This is a genomic window from Paenibacillus sp. QJM3NY_38, from assembly GCF_056173265.1.
In genome coordinates, this window is the sequence record NZ_CM149665.1 from 3,292,895 (window position 1) to 3,316,456 (window position 23,562).

18 protein-coding genes and 1 pseudogene are annotated in these 23,562 nt (G+C 47.8%); 14 read left to right on the forward strand and 5 right to left on the reverse strand.

Going from position 1 to position 23,562, the window contains the following annotated elements:
- Positions 1–166: 166 nt before the first annotated feature.
- From AC0VZ8_RS15380 to AC0VZ8_RS15390, 3 genes and pseudogenes are all read left to right on the forward strand, one after another.
- A pseudogene (locus AC0VZ8_RS15380) lies at positions 167–1,087 on the forward strand (phosphotransferase family protein).
- Between the two features lie 195 nt (positions 1,088–1,282).
- Complete coding sequence (locus tag AC0VZ8_RS15385; protein WP_475487428.1) at positions 1,283–2,194, forward strand: NAD(P)/FAD-dependent oxidoreductase; 912 nt, start codon at positions 1,283–1,285, stop codon at positions 2,192–2,194.
- Between the two features lie 239 nt (positions 2,195–2,433).
- Entirely contained in the window at positions 2,434–4,170 is a 1,737-nt protein-coding gene (locus AC0VZ8_RS15390) for an ABC transporter ATP-binding protein (protein ID WP_475487429.1), read from the forward strand.
- Positions 4,171–4,291: 121 nt separating this feature from the next.
- On the opposite strand, the gene AC0VZ8_RS15395 is transcribed toward AC0VZ8_RS15390, so the two are convergent.
- Entirely contained in the window at positions 4,292–5,116 is an 825-nt protein-coding gene (locus AC0VZ8_RS15395; RefSeq protein WP_071224149.1) for a TerC family protein, read from the reverse strand.
- A 281-nt stretch (positions 5,117–5,397) separates the two neighbouring features.
- Positions 5,398–6,300, reverse strand: coding sequence for a DMT family transporter (locus AC0VZ8_RS15400; protein ID WP_475487430.1), 903 nt, complete (start codon positions 6,298–6,300; stop codon positions 5,398–5,400).
- 126 nt (positions 6,301–6,426) lie between these two features.
- Here AC0VZ8_RS15400 and AC0VZ8_RS15405 point away from each other — a divergent pair, with 126 nt between their 5' ends.
- A complete protein-coding gene (locus tag AC0VZ8_RS15405) occupies positions 6,427–7,296 on the forward strand; it encodes a LysR family transcriptional regulator (protein WP_475487431.1) in 870 nt (289 codons plus the stop codon).
- A gap of 236 nt (positions 7,297–7,532) precedes the next feature.
- On the opposite strand, the gene AC0VZ8_RS15410 is transcribed toward AC0VZ8_RS15405, so the two are convergent.
- Positions 7,533–8,153 carry a flavin reductase family protein gene (locus AC0VZ8_RS15410; RefSeq protein WP_260067604.1) on the reverse strand — a complete coding sequence of 207 codons (621 nt, stop codon included), beginning with the start codon at positions 8,151–8,153 and terminating at the stop codon, positions 7,533–7,535.
- 97 nt (positions 8,154–8,250) lie between these two features.
- Between AC0VZ8_RS15410 and AC0VZ8_RS15415 the strand changes: the two genes are divergently transcribed.
- On the forward strand, positions 8,251–8,940 hold the full coding sequence (locus tag AC0VZ8_RS15415; protein ID WP_475487432.1) for an ArsR/SmtB family transcription factor: 690 nt from the start codon (positions 8,251–8,253) through the stop codon (positions 8,938–8,940).
- A 153-nt stretch (positions 8,941–9,093) separates the two neighbouring features.
- On the opposite strand, the gene AC0VZ8_RS15420 is transcribed toward AC0VZ8_RS15415, so the two are convergent.
- Positions 9,094–9,633, reverse strand: coding sequence for an NADPH-dependent FMN reductase (locus AC0VZ8_RS15420; protein WP_071224141.1), 540 nt, complete (start codon positions 9,631–9,633; stop codon positions 9,094–9,096).
- A 327-nt stretch (positions 9,634–9,960) separates the two neighbouring features.
- Here AC0VZ8_RS15420 and AC0VZ8_RS15425 point away from each other — a divergent pair, with 327 nt between their 5' ends.
- Both AC0VZ8_RS15425 and AC0VZ8_RS15430 read left to right on the forward strand, forming a co-directional pair.
- Entirely contained in the window at positions 9,961–11,133 is a 1,173-nt protein-coding gene (locus AC0VZ8_RS15425) for a GNAT family N-acetyltransferase (protein WP_475487433.1), read from the forward strand.
- 17 nt (positions 11,134–11,150) lie between these two features.
- Positions 11,151–11,930 (forward strand): GNAT family N-acetyltransferase, encoded by a 780-nt coding sequence (locus tag AC0VZ8_RS15430; RefSeq protein ID WP_260067607.1) that lies wholly within the window; start codon positions 11,151–11,153, stop codon positions 11,928–11,930.
- A 67-nt stretch (positions 11,931–11,997) separates the two neighbouring features.
- Here AC0VZ8_RS15430 and AC0VZ8_RS15435 read toward each other — a convergent pair whose 3' ends face one another.
- A complete protein-coding gene (locus AC0VZ8_RS15435; RefSeq protein WP_475487434.1) occupies positions 11,998–12,690 on the reverse strand; it encodes a DUF421 domain-containing protein in 693 nt (230 codons plus the stop codon).
- Between the two features lie 262 nt (positions 12,691–12,952).
- On the opposite strand from AC0VZ8_RS15435, the gene AC0VZ8_RS15440 reads away from it, so the two are divergent.
- The 7 genes from AC0VZ8_RS15440 to AC0VZ8_RS15470 all read left to right on the forward strand — a co-directional run bounded on the left by AC0VZ8_RS15440 (position 12,953) and on the right by AC0VZ8_RS15470 (position 23,352).
- On the forward strand, positions 12,953–13,099 hold the full coding sequence (locus AC0VZ8_RS15440; protein ID WP_260067408.1) for a hypothetical protein: 147 nt from the start codon (positions 12,953–12,955) through the stop codon (positions 13,097–13,099).
- A 450-nt stretch (positions 13,100–13,549) separates the two neighbouring features.
- Positions 13,550–15,460 carry a threonine--tRNA ligase gene (thrS, locus tag AC0VZ8_RS15445; RefSeq protein WP_475487435.1) on the forward strand — a complete coding sequence of 637 codons (1,911 nt, stop codon included), beginning with the start codon at positions 13,550–13,552 and terminating at the stop codon, positions 15,458–15,460.
- A 103-nt stretch (positions 15,461–15,563) separates the two neighbouring features.
- Positions 15,564–16,073, forward strand: coding sequence for a ClbS/DfsB family four-helix bundle protein (locus AC0VZ8_RS15450; RefSeq protein WP_475487436.1), 510 nt, complete (start codon positions 15,564–15,566; stop codon positions 16,071–16,073).
- A 621-nt stretch (positions 16,074–16,694) separates the two neighbouring features.
- Positions 16,695–17,816 carry a glycoside hydrolase family 88 protein gene (locus AC0VZ8_RS15455; RefSeq protein ID WP_071224127.1) on the forward strand — a complete coding sequence of 374 codons (1,122 nt, stop codon included), beginning with the start codon at positions 16,695–16,697 and terminating at the stop codon, positions 17,814–17,816.
- Positions 17,806–19,974, forward strand: coding sequence for an alginate lyase family protein (locus tag AC0VZ8_RS15460; RefSeq protein ID WP_475487437.1), 2,169 nt, complete (start codon positions 17,806–17,808; stop codon positions 19,972–19,974). The genes AC0VZ8_RS15455 and AC0VZ8_RS15460 overlap by 11 nt, the downstream gene beginning before the upstream one ends.
- A 67-nt stretch (positions 19,975–20,041) precedes the next feature.
- Positions 20,042–21,766 (forward strand): cache domain-containing sensor histidine kinase, encoded by a 1,725-nt coding sequence (locus tag AC0VZ8_RS15465; RefSeq protein ID WP_260067403.1) that lies wholly within the window; start codon positions 20,042–20,044, stop codon positions 21,764–21,766.
- Entirely contained in the window at positions 21,763–23,352 is a 1,590-nt protein-coding gene (locus tag AC0VZ8_RS15470) for a response regulator transcription factor (RefSeq protein WP_475487438.1), read from the forward strand. The genes AC0VZ8_RS15465 and AC0VZ8_RS15470 overlap by 4 nt, the downstream gene beginning before the upstream one ends.
- Positions 23,353–23,562: the final 210 nt, after the last annotated feature.

Below are 23,562 nucleotides of genomic sequence, written 5' to 3' on the forward strand. Positions count from 1 at the left end.
GAAGATAATTCCTATATCACATTAGAATATGTAAACTATAAATAGTGGTAACGGCATTACTGCATGGTCAACTCAAAAAAAATTATAATAGGAGGGCATCGAGATGAAAGAGGGATGGGAACGCACAGTGCCGCCGATGTAACTAGACATCACACAAATTCATGACATGATTACACCCGTATTTCCCCGTAAAAAAGTAGTAGCCGCTGAACGGATCGGTACCGGACTTAGCAACACCAACTACAAAATTCGTCTGGAAGGCAGTGCAGAACCTTACGTGCTGCGTTTGTTCAGGAAAGGCCTGAAGATTGCGAAAAAAGAACTGGCTATCATTCAAAGGGTTCGTCAAACCGTACCTGTTGCCGATTATATCTATGCAGATACGAGCTGCAGGGTATTCGATAAGCCATGGGCGGTAATGGAGTGGAAGGAAGGCGATCTTCTTCGTGACGTGATGCAGGGCGGAAGCGAGCAGGATCTCATTGCCGCTGCAGCCTCCGCTGGACGCATTCTCGCCAACATACACAAGCACACATTTACGGATTCCGGATTCTTCAATGGGGACATGAAAGTCCAGGATCCGACGAGGATGGACGGGGAACGGTTTCTCGCATTTATTGAACAAAGCCTCTTTCAGGATCCATGCGGCTAATGGCTCGGGGAAGAGCTGGCTCAATCGGTATGGTCCTTCAGTCGAACGTACAGTCATTTATTGTCGGAGCTAGAAGATACGCCCGTGCTTGTTCACTCGGACTATAACGGTTTAAATATATTAATGCAAAATGGTGCTGGAGGATGTGAGGTTTCGGCAGTGCTTGATTGGGAGGACGCTTTTTCATGGAACCGATACGTAGATATAGCCAATATGCTTCGATACGAACGCGAAGGATCTGTATTTGAAAAGAACTTTATTCGTGCATATCGTGAGGAAGGAGCGGTCCTGCATGATCACTGGAAAATCCTATCCAAGCTTGAGGATCTTGTTGCCTTGTGCGATATGTTAACCCATTCCAGCTTGGCCACGCCCAATCGAATGCATGATCTACAGCGTTTAATTGCGGAAACCGTTCAGGTTACGAATGGCTGAGGTTATTTTCGCTTCGTAAATTAAAATAACAATTCGAGTTGCAATATGGACTTGGCCTGTCTATAATGGATATCATAAGTCTATAATAATATTTGTCCATGGAAATCTTCCTTGGGCATGGAGAAATAAACAAGAAGTCATGTCTTCTTGCGTTCTCATTATGGATATTAAAGATCCGGAAAGGTGTTGGTATAAATGAGTGAGCAATTGCATGATGTCCTTATTATTGGCGGGGGGCCGGCAGGCTTGAATGCTGCGTTGGTATTGGGGAGAGCGAGAAAAGATGTGGTGCTGATCGATGAAGGGAAGCCGCGTAATAGAGTTACCCGCGAGACTCATGGTTTTCTTACCCGAGACGGTGTCAGCCCATCCGAATTTCGGCGCATCGCAAGGGAACAGATTAGCGCGTATCCTTCTGTCCGTTTCGTAGAGGATACTGCCGCATCGGTCACAGGTGTTGATGGCGATTTTCAAATTACAACAGGACAAGGGACGGTATTTCGCGGTAAAAAGCTGCTCTTTGCCGTCGGGAAGAAAGATAGCCCAATGGATATTAACGGATTGGCAGACGTTTATGGAAAAAGCGCCTTCGTCTGTCCATATTGCGATGGATGGGAACTGCGGGATCAGCCGCTTGTTGTGATTGCCAAGGGTGCGGGTGCAGTGCACTTTGCCAAAGTCATTGCAGGTTGGACAGATCATTATACGATCTGTACCCATGGACCGGATGAACTGACGGATGAACAGCGCCAAGAGTTGAAGGAGCATGACATCCCCGTATTCAGCTCCCCGATTCATCGCATCGAATCGAACGAGGGTATGGTCCGGCAAGTCGAGCTGGAGGATGGAAAGATCATTCCTTGCACAGGCATCTTTTTCGCACCTAAACTGGTCTCCGGCTCTGAATTGCCGTCCGCCATCGGATGTGATATCAATGAAGCCGGAAGCGTGGTCATTGACGCCTTCGGTAAAACGAGTGTGCCTGGCGTCTACAGCGCCGGTGATGCAGCCACGGAAATGTATCAGGCCATAGCCGCCGCTTCGATGGGAGCCATGGCAGCGGCTGCCATCAATGGTGAGCTGCTTAACGAACGTTGGAATCGGTAAAGCATAAATATGCGAAAGGCAAGCTTGGTTATGATCCATGCTTGCTTTTTTTTATGCCCTTAGGGGATTTTTTGAGTATAAATGATTCTTACACTCCGCGGTTGTGACGTTTTTGGGTATGATGGAATCATCAAGTAAAAGGAAGGGTGTTTAGGATGAGAAAAACGATGGATTACATCATGAATCAAGTTTGGAGGGATATGAACATGTAACCCTCCGACATTATGGAGGAGATATATTTGAATTCACGAACCAAGAAGTTTTTGTCCTATTATAAACCCTATCTGGGGTTATTATTTGCTGACTTGGCATGTGCTTTTGTTGTTTCGGCAATAACACTGATGCTTCCGCTGTGTATAAGGTATATCACCATCAACGTGTTGGAAGGGAATTCCCCGAATCCGCTGAATCAAATCTATGCAGTGGGTGCTGTCATGCTGGCCATGGTGCTTATTCATACTTTCTGCGATATGTTCATCTCCTATAAAGGACATATGATGGGAGCTTATATGGAGAGTGACATGAGACGGGAGCTGTTTGACCATTTTCAGAAGCTGTCTTTTGGTTTCTATGATGAGAATAAAACAGGGCAGCTCATGACACGTACCACCAATGACATTCTGTCGCTAACCGAATTGTATCACCATGGACCCGAAGATATTGTCATTTCCGTTCTGAAGTTCCTGGGTGCATTCATCATCTTAATGTATATTGACGTGAAGCTTACCCTGATTGTGTTTCTCTTTCTGCCGGTCATGGCCGTGTTTGCTTTTTATTTTAATAAGAAGATGAATGTGGCGCTGCGTGTTAGCAAGGACCGAATCGGGGATATCAACGCTCAGGTGGAGGATTCTCTATCGGGTATCCGTGTGGTGAAGTCGTTTACGAACGAACACGTAGAAAGGAAAAAGTTCGCTTACGCTAATGAGCGATTCGTTGACAGCAGAAGGGAAGGGTATAAGAGTGAAACCTACTTTTACGAAGGGTTGGTTGGGTTTACACAACTCATTACCATAACGGTCATTGTGTTTGGCGGAGCCGCAATCGTGGATGCCTCCCTGGAACTGGCGGATTTGCTCACTTTTTTCTTGTGTATTGGCATTCTGATCGAACCGATCCAGAGACTCGTTAATTTCGCCAGACTGTACCAGGAGGGTATCACGGGATTCGACCGGTTCATGGAGATTCTGGAGGTAGAGCCGGATATCGAGGATTCCGTTGATGCTGCAGTGATCACGCAGGTTCAGGGGAATATCACATTTCAGAACGTCAGCTTCAGATATAAAGATAACTACGGATATGTGCTGAAACAGGTATCGCTGGACATCAAGCCTGGCGAGTATGTGGCACTGGTAGGTCCCTCCGGCGTCGGCAAGACGACGTTGTGCTCGTTGATTCCGCGTTTCTATGAAGTAAGTGAAGGACGCATCATGCTGGATGGACGCGATATCCGGGATATCACGCAGCACTCGTTAAGAAGGCATATTGGGATTGTTCAGCAGGATGTATATTTGTTTGCGGGAACCGTCTTCGATAACATCCGGTATGGCAAAATGGAGGCCAGCGAGGAAGAAATCATCGAAGCTGCGAAAAGAGCGAATGCCCATGATTTCATCATGGCACTGCCGGAAGGTTATGATACGGATATCGGGCAGCGCGGCGTCAAGCTGTCCGGAGGACAAAAGCAGCGGCTCAGCATTGCACGAGTGTTCCTGAAGGATCCGCCGATCCTTATATTTGATGAAGCGACCAGCTCCCTGGATAATGAAAGCGAGAGAGCCGTCCAGGATTCGCTGGAACGGTTGAGCAATAATCGCACAACGCTTGTCATCGCTCATCGCCTGACAACGGTACGGAATGCTCAGCGAATCGTCGTGTTATCCGAGGACGGAATTGAGGAACAGGGCTCGCATGATGAATTAATTGCACGTCAAGGCGCGTATGCGAATTTATACAATATGCAATTAACCATATAAGCAGGAAGAAAGGCGATTTGCGAACGGTTTATGCACCGTCAGCAAATCGCCTTTTCCTATTGTTGGATCAATCTATTGATTGCGTTTGTTACGTTGTCCTGTTCCAATCGAAAATCGGAATTTACCCTTGAAGTGTTTTTCCAGGTTGCTGGTCTTCCACTTCCTTGATTGCATTGTCCTCGTCTTGGACTTTCCCCTTCGAAGAACTAAACCATCCGATAACGGCAATCAGCACAAGAACAATATAGAAGGATGCCTTCCAGATCGAGCTCTCAGGGAAGTGATGGTCGATAAGGGCAACATCGGGATGCGCAAGGGTAATGACGGCAAGTTTGACCCCTACCCAACCGACAATGAGGAATGCCGCCACTTCAAGCCCGGGGCGCTGCTGCAGCAGCTTCACGAAGTAGGATGCCGCAAAACGCATGATGATCAGACCAATGAATCCTCCCAGGAAGATGACGATGAATTGACCTCCGTCCAGGCCGCCGATGTTCGCCAGACCGCTTGGAGGCAGTGCCACAGCCAGTGCTACGGCTGCAAGTATCGAGTCTACCGCAAACGCGATGTCTGCAACTTCGACTTTGAAGACGGTCATCCAGAAGCCGGATTGCTTCTTGGGTTTGTTCGGTAGAGGCTTGGCGTCTTCCGTCGGTTTCTTGCCTTTGATCACATGTTTCAATGTGTGATTGATCGAAATGTAGAGAAGATAGAGTGCGCCAATGGCTTGCACTTGCCATACATCAACCAGGAACGAGATTAAGAACAGCGATCCGATGCGGAATACAAACGCTCCGAGCAATCCGTAAAATAAAGCCTTTTTACGCTGCTCCTCAGGTAAATGCTTTACCATAATGGCAAGGACCAGCGCATTATCTGCTGCGAGCAACCCTTCCAGTGCGATGAGCACCAACAGTACCCACCCATACTCCAATAAAAGCTCCATACCAATTCCTCCCAGTTATTTAATTGAAGGCACAAAAGAAAAGGACCTCCACCGGCAGGTGAAGGCCCCTCTTAATCAAAAAGAGACCTTCACCACAGAGTGTGTGGTAAAGGTCTCGCAAACAACGTATCGTTGCCAACAAAGCCGGGGAAATTTCCCGGAATGACGACTTTGTTGTGTCAGCTACTCCCCTTTAATCACGTTCCTGCATAACTGATATCGTTATCAGTTAAGCCGTGATATAAAGATATATATTTTTGGGGGATTAGTCAAGCTTTTTTTTACTTGAATTCAGCAGAATACGGCTCCATTGGAACGGAACTAGAGCGACTCCTCATGTTTACATTAACGCTCGATATAACAACGCTAAGAAATACTAGGGCAGCACCCAAATATTGATTGGAATTCAGGATCTCGTGAGCAAACCAGAATCCGACCAGCGCCGCGAATACAGGCTCCAGAGAAAATACAAGTCCCGTCCGGGTAGCCGTCGTATATTTTTGGGCAATTGTCTGAACGATGAACCCGACCGCGGTGCACACCACGCTAAGAACAAGGACTGCAATCCACGAGTTGGTCGTGCTTGGCCATACTGGAGCTTCAAAGAGCAGAGACGAGATGAACGCATACAATCCGGTGAATCCAAGCTGCAGGATGCCAAGGCTTAGCGTATCGACCTTCTGTGCGGCAGTGCTTACCATATTGATATGAAGCGCATAACATAATGCGGCTGCGATGCAGAACAGATCACCGATCTTAAATGTAAAAGGAAGCTGGATGGTTAACAGTGCAATGCCCGTTAAGGCTAGCACAATACTGACAACCACTTTGTTCTCTATTTTTTTCTTAAATAGAAACGTATGTAATAAGGGGACAAACACCACCGTTAGACTGACCAGAAATCCGGCATTGGATGTTGTCGTGGTCTTCAGACCGAAGGTAAGCGCGGTGAACATGATAAATAATATAAAGCCTAGAAGCATGGCATATCGAATCGTCTTTACGTTAACCTGGCGCATGCGGGGGAGAAAAATCACGCCTGCAAGTATAAAGGCCAATCCAAAGCGTAGGGCTATCAAATTAAACTCTCCGAGCGAATCCAGTCCCATTTTCATAAAAAGATAGGACGAGCCCCAACAAATGGTGATGAACAAAATCATGAGATCGGCCTTCAGCGGTTTCAAGTTCTATTTCCTCCTTCAAGTGATTGAACAGAATCAGTATACTCACGTACAATAGACAAGTAAAACGAATGTTTCTAATAATAAATATGAGTAAAATTCATGTATAAATGATCAGGAGGAATTCCCTTGAGTATTAATAAATTCAAAGTTTTATTAAAGGTTGTCGAGCTCGGAAGCTTGACCCAAGCCGCCGAAGTGATGGGATTTACCCAGTCCGGTGTCAGCCATATGATCAGCAGCCTGGAAGATGAGTTTGGTTTCTCGTTGCTGATTCGGAACCGATCAGGAGCGAAGCTGACAACCAATGGAGAAGAGATGCTGAAGACGATACGGGAAATATTGAAATGGAACGAACATTTGGAACAGCAGGTAGCTTCCATTCATGGAATCGAGCTGGGAACCATTCACATCGGTACCTTCACCAGTGTCGGTGTTCACTGGCTGCCGGGGATTATTCAGGATTTTCAGCGGGATTATCCCCATATCGAGATTCGTTTGGTCGAAGGAGATTACCGGGAAATCGAGGATTGGATCGCGGAGGGCAAGATTGATTGCGGGTTCTTGTCACTTCCAACGTCGGATACATTCGATGCGATTCCTCTGCATCAAGACCCGATGCTTGTATTGCTGCCCTTGGAACATCCGCTCAGTTCGGAGGACTCTATTTCATTGTCCCAGATTGAGAATGAACCGTTTATTATGCCAAGCCAAGGTTCCGATTATGATGTGAACCGGATGCTGGTGAAGGCCCGGATCAAGCCGGATATCAAATATACGCTTGGTGATGATTATGCCATTATGGCCATGGTGGAGAAGGGGCTCGGCATTAGCATTCTTCCTGAACTTGTGCTGCGAGGGCAGCTGCGGAATATACGGCTGATCGAATTGAAGGAGAAGAGCTTCAGATCGCTCGGCATTGCCGTAAACTCCATGCGGGAGATATCTCCCGCTACGAAGCGATTCTTGAATTATGTTAAGAGTTATCCCAAGCTGTAGCTTCGATAAGGGCGCTAAATGTGACTCATACCCGACATCCAGACTCTATCACACGGCAGGAGCTTCGTTCATGATCATTCTATACATAAAATAATGGGTGTCACAAAATCTCTTGTTGGGATTGTTATATAGGTAAACAAAGAAGGAGGTGAGCTCGCTTGCAGCCAACCATCCCCGGGGAAGCGGAAGGAAAAAGAGAAGCCATTGGGCTCTCTCTCATTCTTCATCATTCTCGCTTATGTTTCGGCTCGGAATGTTTTGCCTAACGGGTTGCCAAGGCCATAATAATGCCGGAAATTATATATGATCGGGCTCCATTTGGCGGGATCAATGTGATGTTCATTCCACATGATGTTTCGATGGGCGTGTACATGGATCGCCTGTGTTTCGACAATGGCAAACATGGAAGAATAGTCAGGCATCCGAATGTTTTTGACTGCGGCCTCAATTTGAATGGGGCACTCCATGATGCGAGTAGGCTTTACCGTGACAGAATCCGCAGGAGTTAAACCGCTAATCGCGTATTTATCTTTTTCATATGTAAAACCGTTCTTTGCCTTACCGTCAGGAACTGGATATTTTCCTGTATGAGGGGCTAATTGTTCAACATTTTCCCATAAGGAAGGATCAGGAAGGTTGATGACACATTCCGGATGCCTTTCCAAGTTCTCTATTGCTTTACCCCCGAGTCCGATTCCTAAAATAATGTAATCTCCGAGCGCCCATGAAGAGGATATAGGACTAATATTTACGGTATCATCTTCATTTAGCGTATTGAGTAAAATTACCGGGGTTCCATAGTACAGAATTTTCGGTTTAATGACGTCCGAGTTGATCATGCCTTTCATTTCCTTCATAAAATGTTCCTCCCATTAACTGTTCTATCCCAAATCATTGTAAAATAGAAAAGGTTCGATGCTCATCGAAATATGGATTACATCAGGAGGGATCGAGATGAATGCGAATTCGAACATAGCACAAGTAGCCTCACTCGTAAGCGATGCTTCTAGAGCGGCTATTTTAACCGTCTTATTGGATGGGCGATATCATCCGGCAAGCGAGCTGGCGTACATGGCAAACATCAAACCGCAAACGGCAAGTTTCCATTTATCGAAAATGGTAGCGGCGAATCTGGTCACCGTTGAGCAACAGGGAAGACATCGTTATTATGGGATACAGAATCAGGAGGTTGCCCAGATCATGGAGACACTTCTATCGATAACGCCTCCTGTCGAAATAAGATCATTAAACCAGGCTGCGGAGAATGAAGCCTTACGTCAGGCAAGGACTTGCTACGATCATCTTGCGGGGAAATTGGGAATCCAATTGACGAATTCACTGCTCAGCGCAGGGGTCCTATCCGAAGTGGAAGATCATTATACGGTTACAGAAAAAGGAGAGGACTTTTTCAAGGCATTTCAGGTCGATCTGGGCCGTGTTAAGCGCAAACGCCGCTCTTTCACACAACGATGCCTGGATTGGAGTGAAAGACGCCATCACCTGGCCGGGGCATTGGGACATGCCCTGTTAGAAAGGTTGCTCGAGTTACATTGGATACAACGCGTTTCAAGCACAAGAGCCATAAAAATCACGCCCGAAGGCAAGAAGGGATTGAAGGAAATATTCCATATTGACGTGGAGTAGGAACGGGGCTTCGGCATAGGAATGATGCTGATCGACGATGCAGATATACTTATGGATGCAGAAAAAAGGATGCAGAAATATGAATGCAGAAAAATAAAAAGAACTGCTCTCGCCTCATCAGAAGATGAAGAAAGGCAGTCCTTGAATTAGAGATTAGCGCAGTGTTTTCAAAGCTCCGCTCCATGCAAGCACTTGGTCAAGCATGCCATTCAGGTTGACGAGATGCAGATCAGCCGGTTTGAATACAGAGCCACTCTCGAAATCAGTAAATAATGAAAGTGCTGGGTGTACACGAACATCCGCTACGGACAATTCGCCCAGAATTCCACGCAGATGTTCGGCAGCACGAGCGCCGCCAACCGAACCATAACTCACGATACCTGCAGCTTTGTTGTTCCATGGCTCACGAGCAAAATCGAGTGCATTTTTCAAAGCGCCAGAGATGCTGTGGTTGTATTCTTGTACGATGAATACAAAGCCGTCAAGACTGTTCAGCTTATTGTTCCAAGCGGTAGCTTGCTCTGTAGCATCAGCTTCGCCCAAAAGCGGCAGCTTGTAATCAGCGATATCAACGATTTCGTAGTTTGCATCTCCGCGTTCATCAGCGATACGTTTAACCCATTCACCTACTTGCGGGCTTAAACGACCTTGACGTGTGCTGCCTAGAATGATACCGATATTCAATTTGGACATTGTTGTTACCTCCTGATTATTATAAATTTATTTTATCTGGATGTGTTTGTTATTTTGCATGAGCTAATCATAATCTCAGGGGGTTATCTTTGTCAAGTAGCTTACAAAAAGTTCGTGAAAAATATTCTGATTTTTTTGTGTGTCCATTATATTCTCATTACGGTCCCAATGCGGCAGGATATGGTCCTGAAAACAGACGGTGTTTTGTACCGAATAGGCAGCAGCAATGTTATACTGATCATATGTCCTGGTACAACATTCTGAACCGGGATAAACGGTAATTCCGCAAACAAAAGTACATATAAAGATTGGAGAGGTGAAGCAAGTATGGAACTTAGACAGTTAAGATCCGACGAGTTTGAGATCAGCACCAAATTATCCGAATATGCCTTTCAATATACGCTAACACCGGAGCAGCGAGAATCCAATCAAAAGCATTTTAAACCTGAACGCTTCTGGGGGATTTTTGATGGAGAAGAGCTGCAAGCGAAACTGACCATCATCCCGCTGCAAGTTTATGTGCATGGAAACAAATTCGATATGGGTGGTATTGCCGGTGTGGCAACATGGCCCGAGAACCGCAGACAGGGACATGTATCCACCTTGCTCAAGCATGCATTGCAAGAGATGAAGAGCAAAGGCCAGACCCTTTCCTTCCTGCATCCGTTTTCGATTCCGTTCTATCGTAAATTTGGCTGGGAACTTTACGCGGAATACAAAAAATACACCATTCCGGTATCTAAATTCCCGCGTAAGGTGGAAGTGCCTGGCCGCATTGTAAGAGGCGTAACCGATATTCCAACACTGGACGGCATGTATCAAGCCTATGCCAGCCGCTATAACGGTACACTTGTGCGGGATGAAGCATGGTGGACAAGATTCGTGCTGCAGGGCGACAACCACAGCGTTGTTTATTATTCAGCGGAGGACAAACCGACGGGCTACGCGTTATATGAACTCAAAGACAAAGATCTTGTGTGCGACGAATTTGTGTACCTGAACGAAGAAGCACGAAGCGCAATCTGGACCTTTTTTGGAAACCATGATTCCAGGATTGAGCAGGTTACAATGACGATGGTACCTGGGGATGATCAGCTGCCATTCATGCTGCCGGATCCACGCGTTACCCAGGAAGTGGTCCCTTACTTCATGGCCCGAATCGTAGATTTGAAATCCTTAGTGGAGCAGTACGCTTTTGAGGCTCACCAGGAAGCCGTAATGACCATAGAGGTGGAAGATTCCGTTGCGCCTTGGAATGCGGGCAGATGGAGGTTGTCCGTTAATCAAGAGGGGAAAGCGGAGCTGTCGGAGCTTCCGACCGATCAAGGGGAGCAGGCTGATCTGACCACCGATATTCAGACGTTGTCTGCGCTGTTTACGGGATACAAAAGACCACAGGCGCTGCATGCCATTCACCGGCTATCCGGGAATCCAAAGGCCCTAACACAATTGGAGACGATGATTCCCGCTGGTCAAACCTACCTCATGGATTTCTTTTGAGAGAGGGAGAAGACTTGGTGATTCGCAGACTGTTGGCTGAAGAACTGGGGCGTCTCTTGGAAACAATAAATAGAGAGCAGCATTTCTTATACTATTCCTACCTAACGTTCCGGAAGAATCAAACCGTTCACTATGGGCAGTTCTCAGAATGCGGAGAGCTGCTGGGTGTTACGGCTTTCCTGAAGGGTCTGCCTTTCTACGCCTTTTCGGTTTATCCCCTTCAGACATCGTTTCGGTTTCGGTCCATGCTGACCCGAATGAAACGAGATCTGGAATTACCCGATGGGGAAATAGGGAGCTTTATCGTGAGTGAGGATGAATGGGAGGTTCTAAATCCTGAGGTTGATGTGACGAAACCTCCCGCAGGCATCCTTCTCATGAAGCATCGGCATCTTGAAGATTTGCCTGTAGGGGATAACGAGGTGTTTCGTTTAGACCCATCGTATTTTGACATGATCGAGTCGAAAATGGCTGAGTTCCATTCAATGGCTTTTGCAAGGGAAGAGCTTCATAATCCGTTCTATGGGGTTGTTCAGGATCAGGAGCTCATCGCTGTCGGCGGATACCATATTTATAGCGATGATTATGTGGAGCTTGGGAATATCGGCACGGATGCTGCGTGGAGGAGACAGGGGTACGGCAAAAAGGTGTGCGCGGAATTGACCCGTAAGGGGCGTGCAATCACTCCCCATGTGTATCTGAATGTGCTGGAGGATAACCTAAGCGCGGTACGTTTATATCAGTCTCTGGGATATGTGACGGTGTGCAAACAGTACATCGTTGAATTCGGTCTATAATTAGGAGCAAGGGGAAAGAAGCCTGATTTATCAGGCTTCTTTCGTTTTTTCATCGGAGGGTACAGGTTCAGCCCTGAACCTCACGCTTGGAATAAACATAAAGCTTCCCGTCATCTCCGTATTCCGCGTATGCGATGTCTTCCAGGGAGTCAAAGCCTTGTTCCCGAGCTTTCGATTGGATCTCGCCCTGTTCAATGGGTTTGCCCAGCATCGATTCCTCGAGCAGCTTTCCCTTGTCAATAACCGTTACCGTAAAGGTGTCCGGCTTGGCTTCTATGCCCATATCCTGAGCCGTGGGCGGCTCGTACTCGGGTTTACGCATGACGGACAGCGATCCATCCGTTTCCAGAATGGCGTATTTGACTTCAGTTAACGAGAAAATGCTTTGCCGTCTCAGCATGGATAACAGCTGCTTATATTCCATATCGTATTTGTTCAACAATTTTTGGTTGAGCTTTCCGTTATCGATCAGGAGTACCGCCCGGCCTTCCGTTAAATATCCGAACTTAACAAAGTGGGTGGTTGCCTTCTCGAAGAGGTAAGACATCGTTGTCCAAAGCGCAAGAGCGAATAACAAATGATATAGGTTTACCTTATCATCATAGAGGCTTGCCCCGACGATTTCACTCAGAATTAAGGAGGACAAGAAGTCAAGCGGTGTAAGCTGGCTGATGGTTTTTCTCCCCGTAACAAATGTGATGATCCATAACCCGAAAAAGCTGACGATTAGTTTAATCCCTAAATCTATAAACATATCCATGGACAACCCTCCTTCAGCGTTCATGTCATATGGTAAGATATTAAACGTTTTGGCTTCAAGGAGAAACAAGGGAGATTTAACCGCCCATTTCAAAGGTTGACGATGCTTGAGGCAAATTCCGATAAGCTCTCCCTGATCCCTTAGAACTTTACTTTTTTTAAATCAACCACTTGAAAGCGACGCTACGTCATCTTGTAAGATGTATGTTGTGATAGAAAATTACGATTTATGTCATAAATACATACAGAAGGAGATGGACAGAATGAACAAGGGAGATGTCATTATTTACGCTTGCGTCATCATTGGAGCGGGTATCGGTTTAGCGCTGGGCAGCGCCTTTCCAGGAGTTTTGGTTGGTTTAGGCGTTGGATATCTGATTAAAATCTCATGGAACAATGAAGAAAAGTGACCATGGCAGAAATATTAACATATGATGTATTGGAGGAGACTGGAAGTTATCCATATTAACATGGATCTATCAGTCAGTTTATGTTTGACAATTAGAAAAAACTGACTTATAGTACTTTACTATCAGCAACGATCAAAGACATGATTCTTGAAACGACCTGCCCAGAGAGGGAAGTGATTGGTGAAAGCTTCCTCCGTGATTGCTTCTTGAATTACCCCTTTGTAGCTGTGTTTTTGAACCCTGATCGGTCGTTCGACAATCGACATGGAACTAGAAAACACCGAATCATCCCCGTTACCGGATGTCTGAATGAGGATCCGATGAGCATGCTGCGATTTAGCCGCTGTAAGTCTGGATCAAATTAGGGTGGAACCACGAGCTGAACGCACTCGTCCCTTCGGGATCGAGTGCTTTTTTTGCGTTCAATCTAAATTTGATGGAGGGATAACAATGTCAATCGTAGTAACGCTGCCAGACGGAAGTAAAAAGGAGTATCCCGCACAAACGACGATGAATCAAATCGCGGAATCCATCCATTCAGGTCTGAAGAAACAAGCCGTTGCAGCCAGAGTGAACGGGAGACTCGTGGATTTGGATCATAAGCTGTGTGAGGACGCGGAAGTAAGCATCATAACGCTGGATTCAGAGGATGGATTGTACGTGTATCGGCACAGCGCGGCTCATCTGATGGCCCAGGCCGTTAAACGGATGTATGGCAGCCAGTCCGTCCATTTGGGGGTTGGACCTGTCATTGAGGATGGTTTTTATTATGATATGGATTTGGGGCATCCGATTACGTCTGAAGACTTGTTTGCCATTGAGCGGGAAATGCAGAAGATCGTTCAGGAAGACCTGCCGATTAATCGTAAGGAGGTGCATCGTCAGGAGGCCGAACGTATTTTCCAAGATGACCCGTACAAGATGGAGCTGATCCGCGAGTTACCGGCGGACGAGGTCATTTCGGTGTACGAGCAGGGAGAGTTTGCTGATTTGTGCAGGGGGCCGCATCTTCCTTCAACGGGCAGAATCAAGGCATTCAAATTAATGAGTGTGGCCGGCGCTTATTGGCGGGGGAACTCGGACAATAAAATGCTGCAAAGAATATATGGAACGGCGTTTCCCAAGAAGTCGCAGCTCGAAGAGCATCTGCTGCTGCTGGAAGAGGCCAAGAAACGGGATCATCGGAAGCTGGGAAAAGAGCTCGGGCTCTTTATGTTTTCGGAGGAAGCGCCTGGCATGCCTTTCTTTTTGCCGAACGGGATGATCATCCGCAATGAGCTGGAGCAATTCGCAAGAGGACTTCAGTTCCATCGCGATTATGATGAAGTGCGCACTCCGCTGATGATGAACAAGCGGCTGTGGGAAATGTCCGGTCACTGGGATCACTACAAAGACAATATGTATTTCACGCAAGTGGACGAGACGGAGTATGCGCTGAAGCCGATGAATTGTCCAGGGCATATGTTAGTCTACAAAAACTCGCTGCATTCCTACCGAGAGCTGCCTATTCGCATTTCCGAATTTGGCCAGGTGCACCGCCATGAATTCTCAGGCGCACTGAACGGTATGATGCGGGTGCGCACGTTTTGTCAGGATGATGCGCATATTTTTGTAAGACCCGATCAGATCCAGGAAGAAATCAAGCAGGTTATCGATTTTATCAGCCAGGTTTATCAAGTGTTTGGCTTTGATTATACAATCGAGTTATCGACAAGACCGGAAGATTCCATGGGCGCTGAGGAATTGTGGGAGCAGGCGGAGTCCTCCCTGAAGCAGGTGCTGGATCAACTGGGGCTGCCGTACCGGATAAATGAAGGGGATGGCGCGTTTTATGGTCCGAAAATCGATTTTCATATCTTGGATTCCTTAAAGCGAAGCTGGCAATGCGGCACCATTCAACTGGATTTCCAATTCCCTGAAAAATTCGATCTATCGTATATCGGAGAAGATAACCAGAAGCATTGGCCGGTTGTTATTCACCGGGCGGTATTTGGATCCATCGAGCGATTTATCGGGATTCTTACAGAGCATTACGGTGGGGCTTTCCCGATGTGGCTGGCTCCCGTACAGGTTATGATCATACCGGTATCCGACCATTACATCGATTACTCGTTAAAGGTGAAGAAGCGTCTGGAAAATGCCGGCATACGGGTGAACGTCGATGTAAGAAATGAAAAGCTGGGTTATAAAATTCGTGAAGCGGGTCTGCTGAAAACGCCTTACACGCTTGTTCTTGGCGAGAAGGAAATGAACTCCGATCACGTATCAGTCCGTAAACGGGGCGAGGGCGAACTTGGAGAGAGTGCCTTAGATGATGTAATCGCAAGGCTTCGGAATGAGATTGAGTCCAGGGGGATTTGAACATCCCATTGATGATATTCATCACCGTGCTTGATCCTTGAACATGGTATAATTTGGATATGTCTGAGGAGTGAAGCCCGTTAATGATGAAGGAGAGAGTACCTTGCAAACATACCAGAGCAAAGAAGCGTTCATCGCTGAAATTCAACGAACGTATAGCCTTTTTGACCAAGAATTTGATGAGGTACCAGAGGATAAAAGGAATCTTCGTATTAGTGAAGTCGATAGAACACCCCAAGAGATGATTGCCTATCAGCTGGGATGGCTAACGCTGGTGATGAGCTGGGAGAAGGATGAACTTGCGGGTAAAGAGGTTACGACGCCAACCCCTGACTTAAAATGGAATCAGTTGGGGGCGTTGTATCAGCAATTCTATCATACGTATGATGGATATTCTTTGGAAGAATTACGTTCGTTGTTAAAGCAGAGGACGATAGAATGGTGTGAATGGATCAACAGCTTGCGTGAGGAAGAGTTGTTTCATTCAGGTGTTCGCAAGTGGACGGTAACCGGTGCCAATTGGCCGATGTGGAAATGGCTGCACATCAATTCCGTCGCGCCGTTCAAAAGCTTCAGAACCAAAATCAGAAAGTGGAAAAAGCATGCCGGCTAGACCGTATCGCTCGGCAGACATGAGGGGCCGTTCTATATAGACTTAGTTGCTTGATGTACGGCTCTCATAAACAGAAAGTGTATCAAATAAAGCCATGGCGGTGATCAGGATATTACTCCCACACCGCTAGGCTTCTTTTTAATTAAGATAGAGTTGGTCCATGGTATATTGAATGTACAAAAGAAACCGTTCCTTTGGGTCGTGCCTCCACTTTACCAAAGAACGGTTTCTTTGCGACTAAAAAATCTAGAAATCTGCACGGCGTAGCGGAGAGGACGAATCGATTCCGGACAAGCGTCAGCGCTCGCCTTTGCCCACACATTTCGTCCTTGCTCAGAACCATTCCAAGAAATGTGGGGGCAACAGCGATGGGAGGAACGATTCGTACATGGAGCGCTTCTAACAGCAAGAAGGGGCCTCCCCGAAGATTTTGATCTTTTGGGATAGCCTCTTTTTTTAGTTGGTTTCCAACGAAAAGGGATGGATTTGTTCCTTTATCACCACCTTAGGGCGCAAAAGTCAAAATATTGCACATCAAGGCAAAAATCGGCTCTACAAGAACCGGGTGACTCTCCTTATCATGAATCGTAATCATGATGGATTGGAAGGGAGCACGACGTTATGTGGAGCAGTGCGATTAAAGATGCTGTAGAGAAAATCCGGAAGAACATGGATACCTTCGGGACAAGATTTCCCCACGTCAGCAGGGACGGCGCTTATTTGCTGAATGACAATGACGACTGGACGAACGGTTTCTGGAGCGGTCTTCTCTGGCTATGTTATGAATACACGGGCGACGAGGCCTTTCAATTGGGCGCGAAACGAACGGTAGAAGATTTTCGCCGCCGCTTTGCAGAAAAAAAGGTGCTTGATCATCACGATATCGGATTTCTGTATTCCTTGTCCTCCAAAGCGGAGTGGATCATTGAGAAGAACGAGAGCGCCCGCCAATTGACGCTTGAGGCTGCGGAATTGCTGCTGAAACGCTGGCGTCCAGGCGGTGGATATATTCAAGCTTGGGGTCCTGAAGGAGATCAACAGGAGGGCGGCCGCATCATTATCGATTGTTTGATGAATCTGCCGCTGCTGTTCTGGGCGGGACAGCAAACCGGCAATCCCGTATATAGAGAGATCGCAATCATGCAGGCGGAGAAGACACGGCGTTATCTGGTACGGGGAGATGACAGCTCATACCATACCTTCTTCTTCGATCCGCATACGGGGGAGCCGATCGGAGGCGCCACGCATCAGGGTTATACGAACGGCTCGACATGGACGCGGGGACAAGCTTGGGGGGTGTACGGCTTCGCACTGGCTTATCAATATACGGGAGATCGTGTATACCTGGAAACCTCCAAACGAATGGCGAAGTATTTCCTGAAGCACTTACCGGAGGATCATGTCGCCTTTTGGGACTTTAACGCCCCCGTAAGCGCTGATACTTACCGCGACAGCTCGGCCTCCGCCATTGTGGCAGCAGGCTTGCTGGAACTGATTGGGCATTTGGATGAGGAGGATCCGGAAAGAACTGACTTTGAGCAAAGCCTGGAGGCTTCCATGACCTCGCTGGTACGAAATTACTCTACGCTCGGCAAGGAGGCGGAGGGTCTGCTGAAGCATGGCTCTTATCATGTACGCGGCGGATTGTCACCGGATGATTTCATGATCTGGGGGGATTATTTTTACCTGGAAGCTTTGATTCGGATGGAGACCGGGAGCAAGGGGTACTGGTATGAACGCTGATGCCACGGAAGCTTCGGTGAATGCCGTATGGGCTCTTTTGAATCTGGAGGATCCCGTTATGCGTTCGATACAGGATGCAGACGATCAAGGCCATCGGCGCGATATGCTGTGTAAGCTGCATAAACACTTCTCCTGTCGGAACACACCCGGATGGTGGATGAGCAGTGAGGATAAGCAGAAAATTACGGATTATGTGAAGCAATGCTGTGCAGATGAACTGGAAACCGTCATGAAGACGGCGGATGAGGTGGTGCAGCAGACGTTCCTGTTCCGCTTTCCATGGGATATGGAACGAAGCGTGATTCCCGTTACATTTGACGGTGATATTGACTGGTGCCATATTCCCGATCAAGACGTGGAGTGGGCCTATATGCTGAATCGCCACCGCTATTGGGTGGCGCTGGGACAAGCGTATGCGATGACAGGCGATGAGAAGTATGCAGCAGTGTTTAGCCAGCAGCTTGGAGACTGGATCGATCGGAATCCGGTACCTGGAGAACCTACGACGGATACGTTGACATGGCGTCCGATCGAGGCAGGTCTACGCAGCGTGAACTGGATCAAGGCACTTCGATACGTGATCGGTAGCCCTTCCCTGACTCCGTCATTGCTCGGTAAAACGCTGATTTCGCTTCACGAGCACGGGGAGTATCTGGCTGCTTCGTTCACCAGCTGGAAGCATATCAGCAACTGGGGAGTACTGGAAACTTGCGGTTTATACCATATTGCACTGTTCTTGCCCGAGTTCAGCAAGTCAGTACGGTGGCGGGAAATGGGAGAAGAGAGATTGAAGGAGACGGCGAGTCTTCAAATTATGGCGGATGGCATTCATTGGGAGCAATCGCCTACATACCATCATGAGGTGCTGGCTTGTTATCTTGACTGCATTCACCTCGCCAATCTCAACGGATTGGAGCTTGACGGTCCTTTTCGGCGTACGGTCCGCGAGATGGCCGAAGCCTCCCTGTACTGGGCGAAGCCAAATCACAGGCAGCCGATGCTGGGAGACAGCGACGATAGCGATATTCGTGGTATTCTGACCTATGCCGCGTGGTTATTTGGGGATTCCGTTCTGAGATATGGCGGACATGCTCGACCGGATTATGATAATGCCTGGCTGTTCGGCATAGACGGAATCCGTGAGTACAAAGCTATGGTTCCAGCGGAGCCGCCATCTCAGAGCCGGGCTTTCACCCATTCCGGTCATTATACGATGCGAACGGGTTGGGACGAAGATGCATTGTACCTTTGTTTTCACTGCGGCCCGCTTGGCGGAGGCCACGGTCACGCCGATATGCTGCACGTGGATCTTCATGCCTACGGCCGTGATCTGCTCACGGATCTTGGAAGGTATAACTATAGTGACCGTACACCGCTGAGAAAAGCATTAAAGGAGAGCTCAGCCCATAACACAACGGTTGTCGACGAAATCGGGTTTACCGGAATCAAGGACACCTGGTCTTTCGACCGGATTGCCGCGCCGCTAGGCTGCAAATGGGTCAGCAGGCCGGAGTTTGACTATGTCGAGGGGGCGCATGACGGCTATCTCTATGGGAATGAACCGTTGTATCCGCGGAGAAGGATCATCTTTGTTAAGCCTTATTTTTGGCTGCTGATCGACAGCTTGGTGTGCCTTGAGCAGCATACCTTTACCCAGCATTTTCATTTTCCGCACACGCCAGGAGAAGTCGGGATCGAAGCTGAGTCATTGATATGCTGTACAAACACCCCCGGGGAGGCGAATCTATCGATTATCCCCGTACGCACAGACGGTCTGCGCGGAGAAGTTGGCGAGGGTGTAATATCCCGCGAATATAACCTGTGGGAACCGAATGCGAATGTGACTTACTCCCGGACGGGAAAAGGATTGATCAGCATCATGCAGGTGCTGTATCCTCATCGTCCAGGCGAAACGGCTTCTCCGCGAGTTCGTAAGGTCCCGGTATACCGTCATACGGGTGAGCGGGTTCATGACGGGCAAGCGGAGGCATGCGGTGTTCAGCTCCCGGGAATGGAAGAGGAGTTTATACTCGTTGTTAGTCACCGTGCGCCGTCAGGCCATTATGATTCTTTTGTGGTGGAGGACATGCAGATCTTCGGGGAGGTTGTGCTGATGACCCTTCAAGGCGGAAAAAAGCATGCAACCGTCATCATTTAATGAATGCTTCCAGCACAGAGGACTGATAGAATAAAGAGGACAAGAGCATAAGAGAGGCGCAGAGAAAATGTTCAAATTCACCTACTACAAACGCATCCAGCTGTCGTTTCTTTTGCTGATCTTTATTCCGCTGATTGCGGTTTCTATCATTTCATTTGTTCTGATTCGGGATACGATGGTAGAGAAGCTGCAGCTCAGCAACGAGAATGTCCTGAACGTCATGACGGATGAGCTGAGCAAGACGATTGACGATGTTACGTTTGCTTCCCATTTTATCGTGAACGATACGAATGTTCGCAATATCCTGAAGTCATTCGCAGACACCAAACGGCTGGCTACTTATCAGGATTATGTACATTTTAGACAAATTCAGGACGTATTTTCCCTGATTAATTCCAAGCCGCTGAATAATAACGTACGCATGTACTTGGTCAACCGTCAGCATTTTGTCATCTCATCCGGCACGGAGGATTTGACCGCCATTAACGGAAGTCTCGACAAACTGATGGAGCGCGTCGATCTCAGTAAACCGGAAACCCTGCAATGGCTTGGGATGGCCGGCGGCGACTCGTCAGGGAAAGGCAAGAGTTATTATATTGCCAGGGTCATCTATGACAGCCGAGAGAAGAGGCAAGTGTCCGTATTGCTTAGTGCCATTTCCGATTCGTACTTCAACAAGCTGTTGGGTACGATCGACTTCGGCAAGGTGGCGCTCTTTGATGCAAACGGGGAATTCATCGCAGGCAATTCCGGGTTGCTCCCGCATCATACGGAGACCAAGGGCAGTGTCCGAACGGACAAAACCATATTGAAATCGAACTGGAAGCTGGGTTACGAGGCCTCGGAGAAAGAGTGGTCGGGGCAAATCTCCCGGACTTTTTATACTGGTCTTGCGGGGGTTCTGCTGCTGTTTCTCGTGTTCTCCGGAATGTCCATCCTGATCGCCAAAAGGCTGCACAGTCCGATTCTCAAACTGCAGCGGGTCGTACGCCAGTTCGGAATGGGAAACCTGGATGTCAGACTGGAGGTCAAGGGCAAGGATGATATCGCCGAATTGGGGCAGACGCTGAATACGATGCTCGATCAATTGCAGCGGCTGATCCATGATATCGAACAGGAGCAGGAACAGAAGCGAGTGATGGAGCTCGAGGCCTTGTTTATGCAAATCCGCCCACATTTTTTGATCAACACGCTGAATTCGATCAAATGCAGCCTTATCTTGACGAAGGATACGCTTCACAGTGGAATTATTGATTCTCTGATGAGTTTGCTCCGCGCCTATCTCAAGGTCAATGAGCCGGCCACCTTGCGCGAGGAATGCAAGCTGCTGGGCCACTATGTTGACATTATGAAAATCCGCAATGAAATCCCGCTTCATTTAGAGGTTGACCTGGATCCGGAAACCGAGGGACTCATCTTGCCGAAACTTATTTTGCAGCCCATCGTTGAGAATGCTATCGTCCACGGGCTTGTCGATCATCAAACTCCGCGCATTGAGATCCGTTCCCGAAGCAACCCGGACGGAATCAGAATCGAGATTATCAACAATGGCTTCGGGGCCGATGAAGACATGCTCCTATGTCTAAACCGTAGACTTGAAAGACCAAGCGGCGAGCAGGATGGAGCTTATGAGAGGGTCGGTCTTATGAACGTGATCCAAAGACTCCGATTGACCTTCGGACAGGAAGCGAGTTTGACACTCGCCAACCTTCCGCAGGGTGGAATGTCAGTTTCACTGTACTTGCCCCAAAGTCATCATCATGGTTTTTTACCGGAGGGAGAGGAAGAATGATGTACAGAGTAATGCTCATAGACGATGATGTTCCTATGCTCAAGGTACTGCAACAGATGATTGACTGGGAGGCAAACAATCTGCAGATTGCCGGCAGTACGTATTCCAGCGCGAAAGCGATGCATATGTTTGAGGAAGTTCGGCCGGACATTGTCATTACGGATATCGGACTGCCACAAAAAAACGGCATTGAGCTGGCGGATCATTTTATTCGCATGAAGCCGGAGGTGCGGATTATCTTCCTGACGTGTCATGAGGATTTTCATTATGCCCAGCAGGCCGTAAAACTGCAGGCGGATGACTATTTGATCAAAGATCAGCTTACGGCAGAACAGCTGGAACAGAGCCTCGGCAAGTCCATGCACTTGTTAAAGACGCGGGCTGGTCTGATTAATCGCGAGGCAGCGAGTTACAATAGCCAGCTCTTTCGGCAGGATTTGCTGCAAAAGGTGATCAATGGCTCTCCGTCCGAGGCCACTTTGGCTTATGCGGCGCAGATCGGCATTTCCTGGACGTATCCATGGTTTATGCTGGGGCTGGTCAGCATTCAGTTCTCCAGCTTTGACAAGCGTTTCAGACAATCGGAATTTCCGCTGATTTTATACGCTGTCTACAATATCGCGATGGAATTGTCCGAATCGTATGAAGGGATTACGCCGTTCATGGAGCAGGGGAACATTGTGATTCTGCATAACTTTAGAGTGAACCTCGCACAGAATGCCAGCTTGCATCTCCAAAATTATTTGCAGCGGCTGCGTTATCAGTGCGTCCATTTTCTCAAAATTCAACCGAACGTAATCGCGGTTACGGACAAAATGGAATTAAGCTCGATTGGCTCCATTTATCAGGAAATTCTTCATGACAAATGCGAGTTTTACGAAAATTCCGACTATACGATATCCGAAATTTCTCAAATAAGATCGCGGTGGTTTCAAGCCGCGCCTCAGGGATTTCTAGATAGCTACGTTTCGGAGCTGGAACGGAAACTCATCAAGCAGGATCTCGACGGTATCCGCACGACCCTGCATAAAATCGCCAGCACCGCAAAAGAGCTGTCGATTGATCCGGCCGACTTTGCCAGGGATCTTTCCTCCATGCTGCGAGGTATCGAGCTGATGTTCTCCAGTCTCAAATTCGATGAGGATCTGTTTGCCTATCTTGCTTTAGCTCGCACCTTGGAAGATATGATGGAACTGGTGGAGAGAAAGCTGACCCAGATGATCGGAACGCGGCAAGCGGGAGTGGGAAACTCCACGAATGAGCCCAAGCTGCAGGTGATCCAGCAATATATCGATCAGCATCTTGACGATAACATTACGTCGATCGACATGGCACGCTATCTGTTTTTGAATCCGAGCTATTTTTCGCGCTATTTCAAACGGATGACGGGGTTGACCTTTACGGATTACGTGCATCAATACAAAATGAAGATGGCTACCAAAATGCTCAGAATGTCCGGACAAAATCTGGAGTCCTTAGCTATGGGATTGGGTTATTCGGACCGGACGTATTTTTCAAAAGTGTTTAAAAAATACGTGGGGACCACACCCAGTGAATATAAAGCGAAATACACCGCACGAAAATAAGCGGACCGCTACCACTTCGGTCACTTATACAGCATCAAAGCATAGGCTCCACTTTGTGGGGCTTTTTGTTCTGGGGTCCCCGCAAAGTATTTGGAATAAGCATCAAAGCATAGGCTCCACTTTGTGGGGCTTCTTTAGGTCAAAATCTTGCACATGGCTGGTCATAATCCCTCCTTCTTGCCGATGGCGGATGTATTACTATAATGACAA

What these genes read in the sequence shown, in the direction of transcription:
- AC0VZ8_RS15470 (WP_475487438.1), top strand. Translation starts at nt 21,763, where the DNA reads ATGATGTACAGAGTAATGCTCATAGACGATGATGTTCCTATGCTCAAG.
- AC0VZ8_RS15415 (WP_475487432.1), top strand. Translation starts at nt 8,251, where the DNA reads ATGAATGCGAATTCGAACATAGCACAAGTAGCCTCACTCGTAAGCGAT.
- AC0VZ8_RS15460 (WP_475487437.1), top strand. Translation starts at nt 17,806, where the DNA reads ATGAACGCTGATGCCACGGAAGCTTCGGTGAATGCCGTATGGGCTCTT.
- AC0VZ8_RS15435 (WP_475487434.1), bottom strand. Translation starts at nt 12,690, where the DNA reads ATGGATATGTTTATAGATTTAGGGATTAAACTAATCGTCAGCTTTTTC.
- AC0VZ8_RS15410 (WP_260067604.1), bottom strand. Translation starts at nt 8,153, where the DNA reads ATGAAGGAAATGAAAGGCATGATCAACTCGGACGTCATTAAACCGAAA.
- AC0VZ8_RS15395 (WP_071224149.1), bottom strand. Translation starts at nt 5,116, where the DNA reads ATGGAGCTTTTATTGGAGTATGGGTGGGTACTGTTGGTGCTCATCGCA.
- AC0VZ8_RS15420 (WP_071224141.1), bottom strand. Translation starts at nt 9,633, where the DNA reads ATGTCCAAATTGAATATCGGTATCATTCTAGGCAGCACACGTCAAGGT.
- AC0VZ8_RS15425 (WP_475487433.1), top strand. Translation starts at nt 9,961, where the DNA reads ATGGAACTTAGACAGTTAAGATCCGACGAGTTTGAGATCAGCACCAAA.
- AC0VZ8_RS15465 (WP_260067403.1), top strand. Translation starts at nt 20,042, where the DNA reads ATGTTCAAATTCACCTACTACAAACGCATCCAGCTGTCGTTTCTTTTG.
- AC0VZ8_RS15455 (WP_071224127.1), top strand. Translation starts at nt 16,695, where the DNA reads ATGTGGAGCAGTGCGATTAAAGATGCTGTAGAGAAAATCCGGAAGAAC.
- thrS (WP_475487435.1), top strand. Translation starts at nt 13,550, where the DNA reads ATGTCAATCGTAGTAACGCTGCCAGACGGAAGTAAAAAGGAGTATCCC.
- AC0VZ8_RS15440 (WP_260067408.1), top strand. Translation starts at nt 12,953, where the DNA reads ATGAACAAGGGAGATGTCATTATTTACGCTTGCGTCATCATTGGAGCG.
- AC0VZ8_RS15385 (WP_475487428.1), top strand. Translation starts at nt 1,283, where the DNA reads ATGAGTGAGCAATTGCATGATGTCCTTATTATTGGCGGGGGGCCGGCA.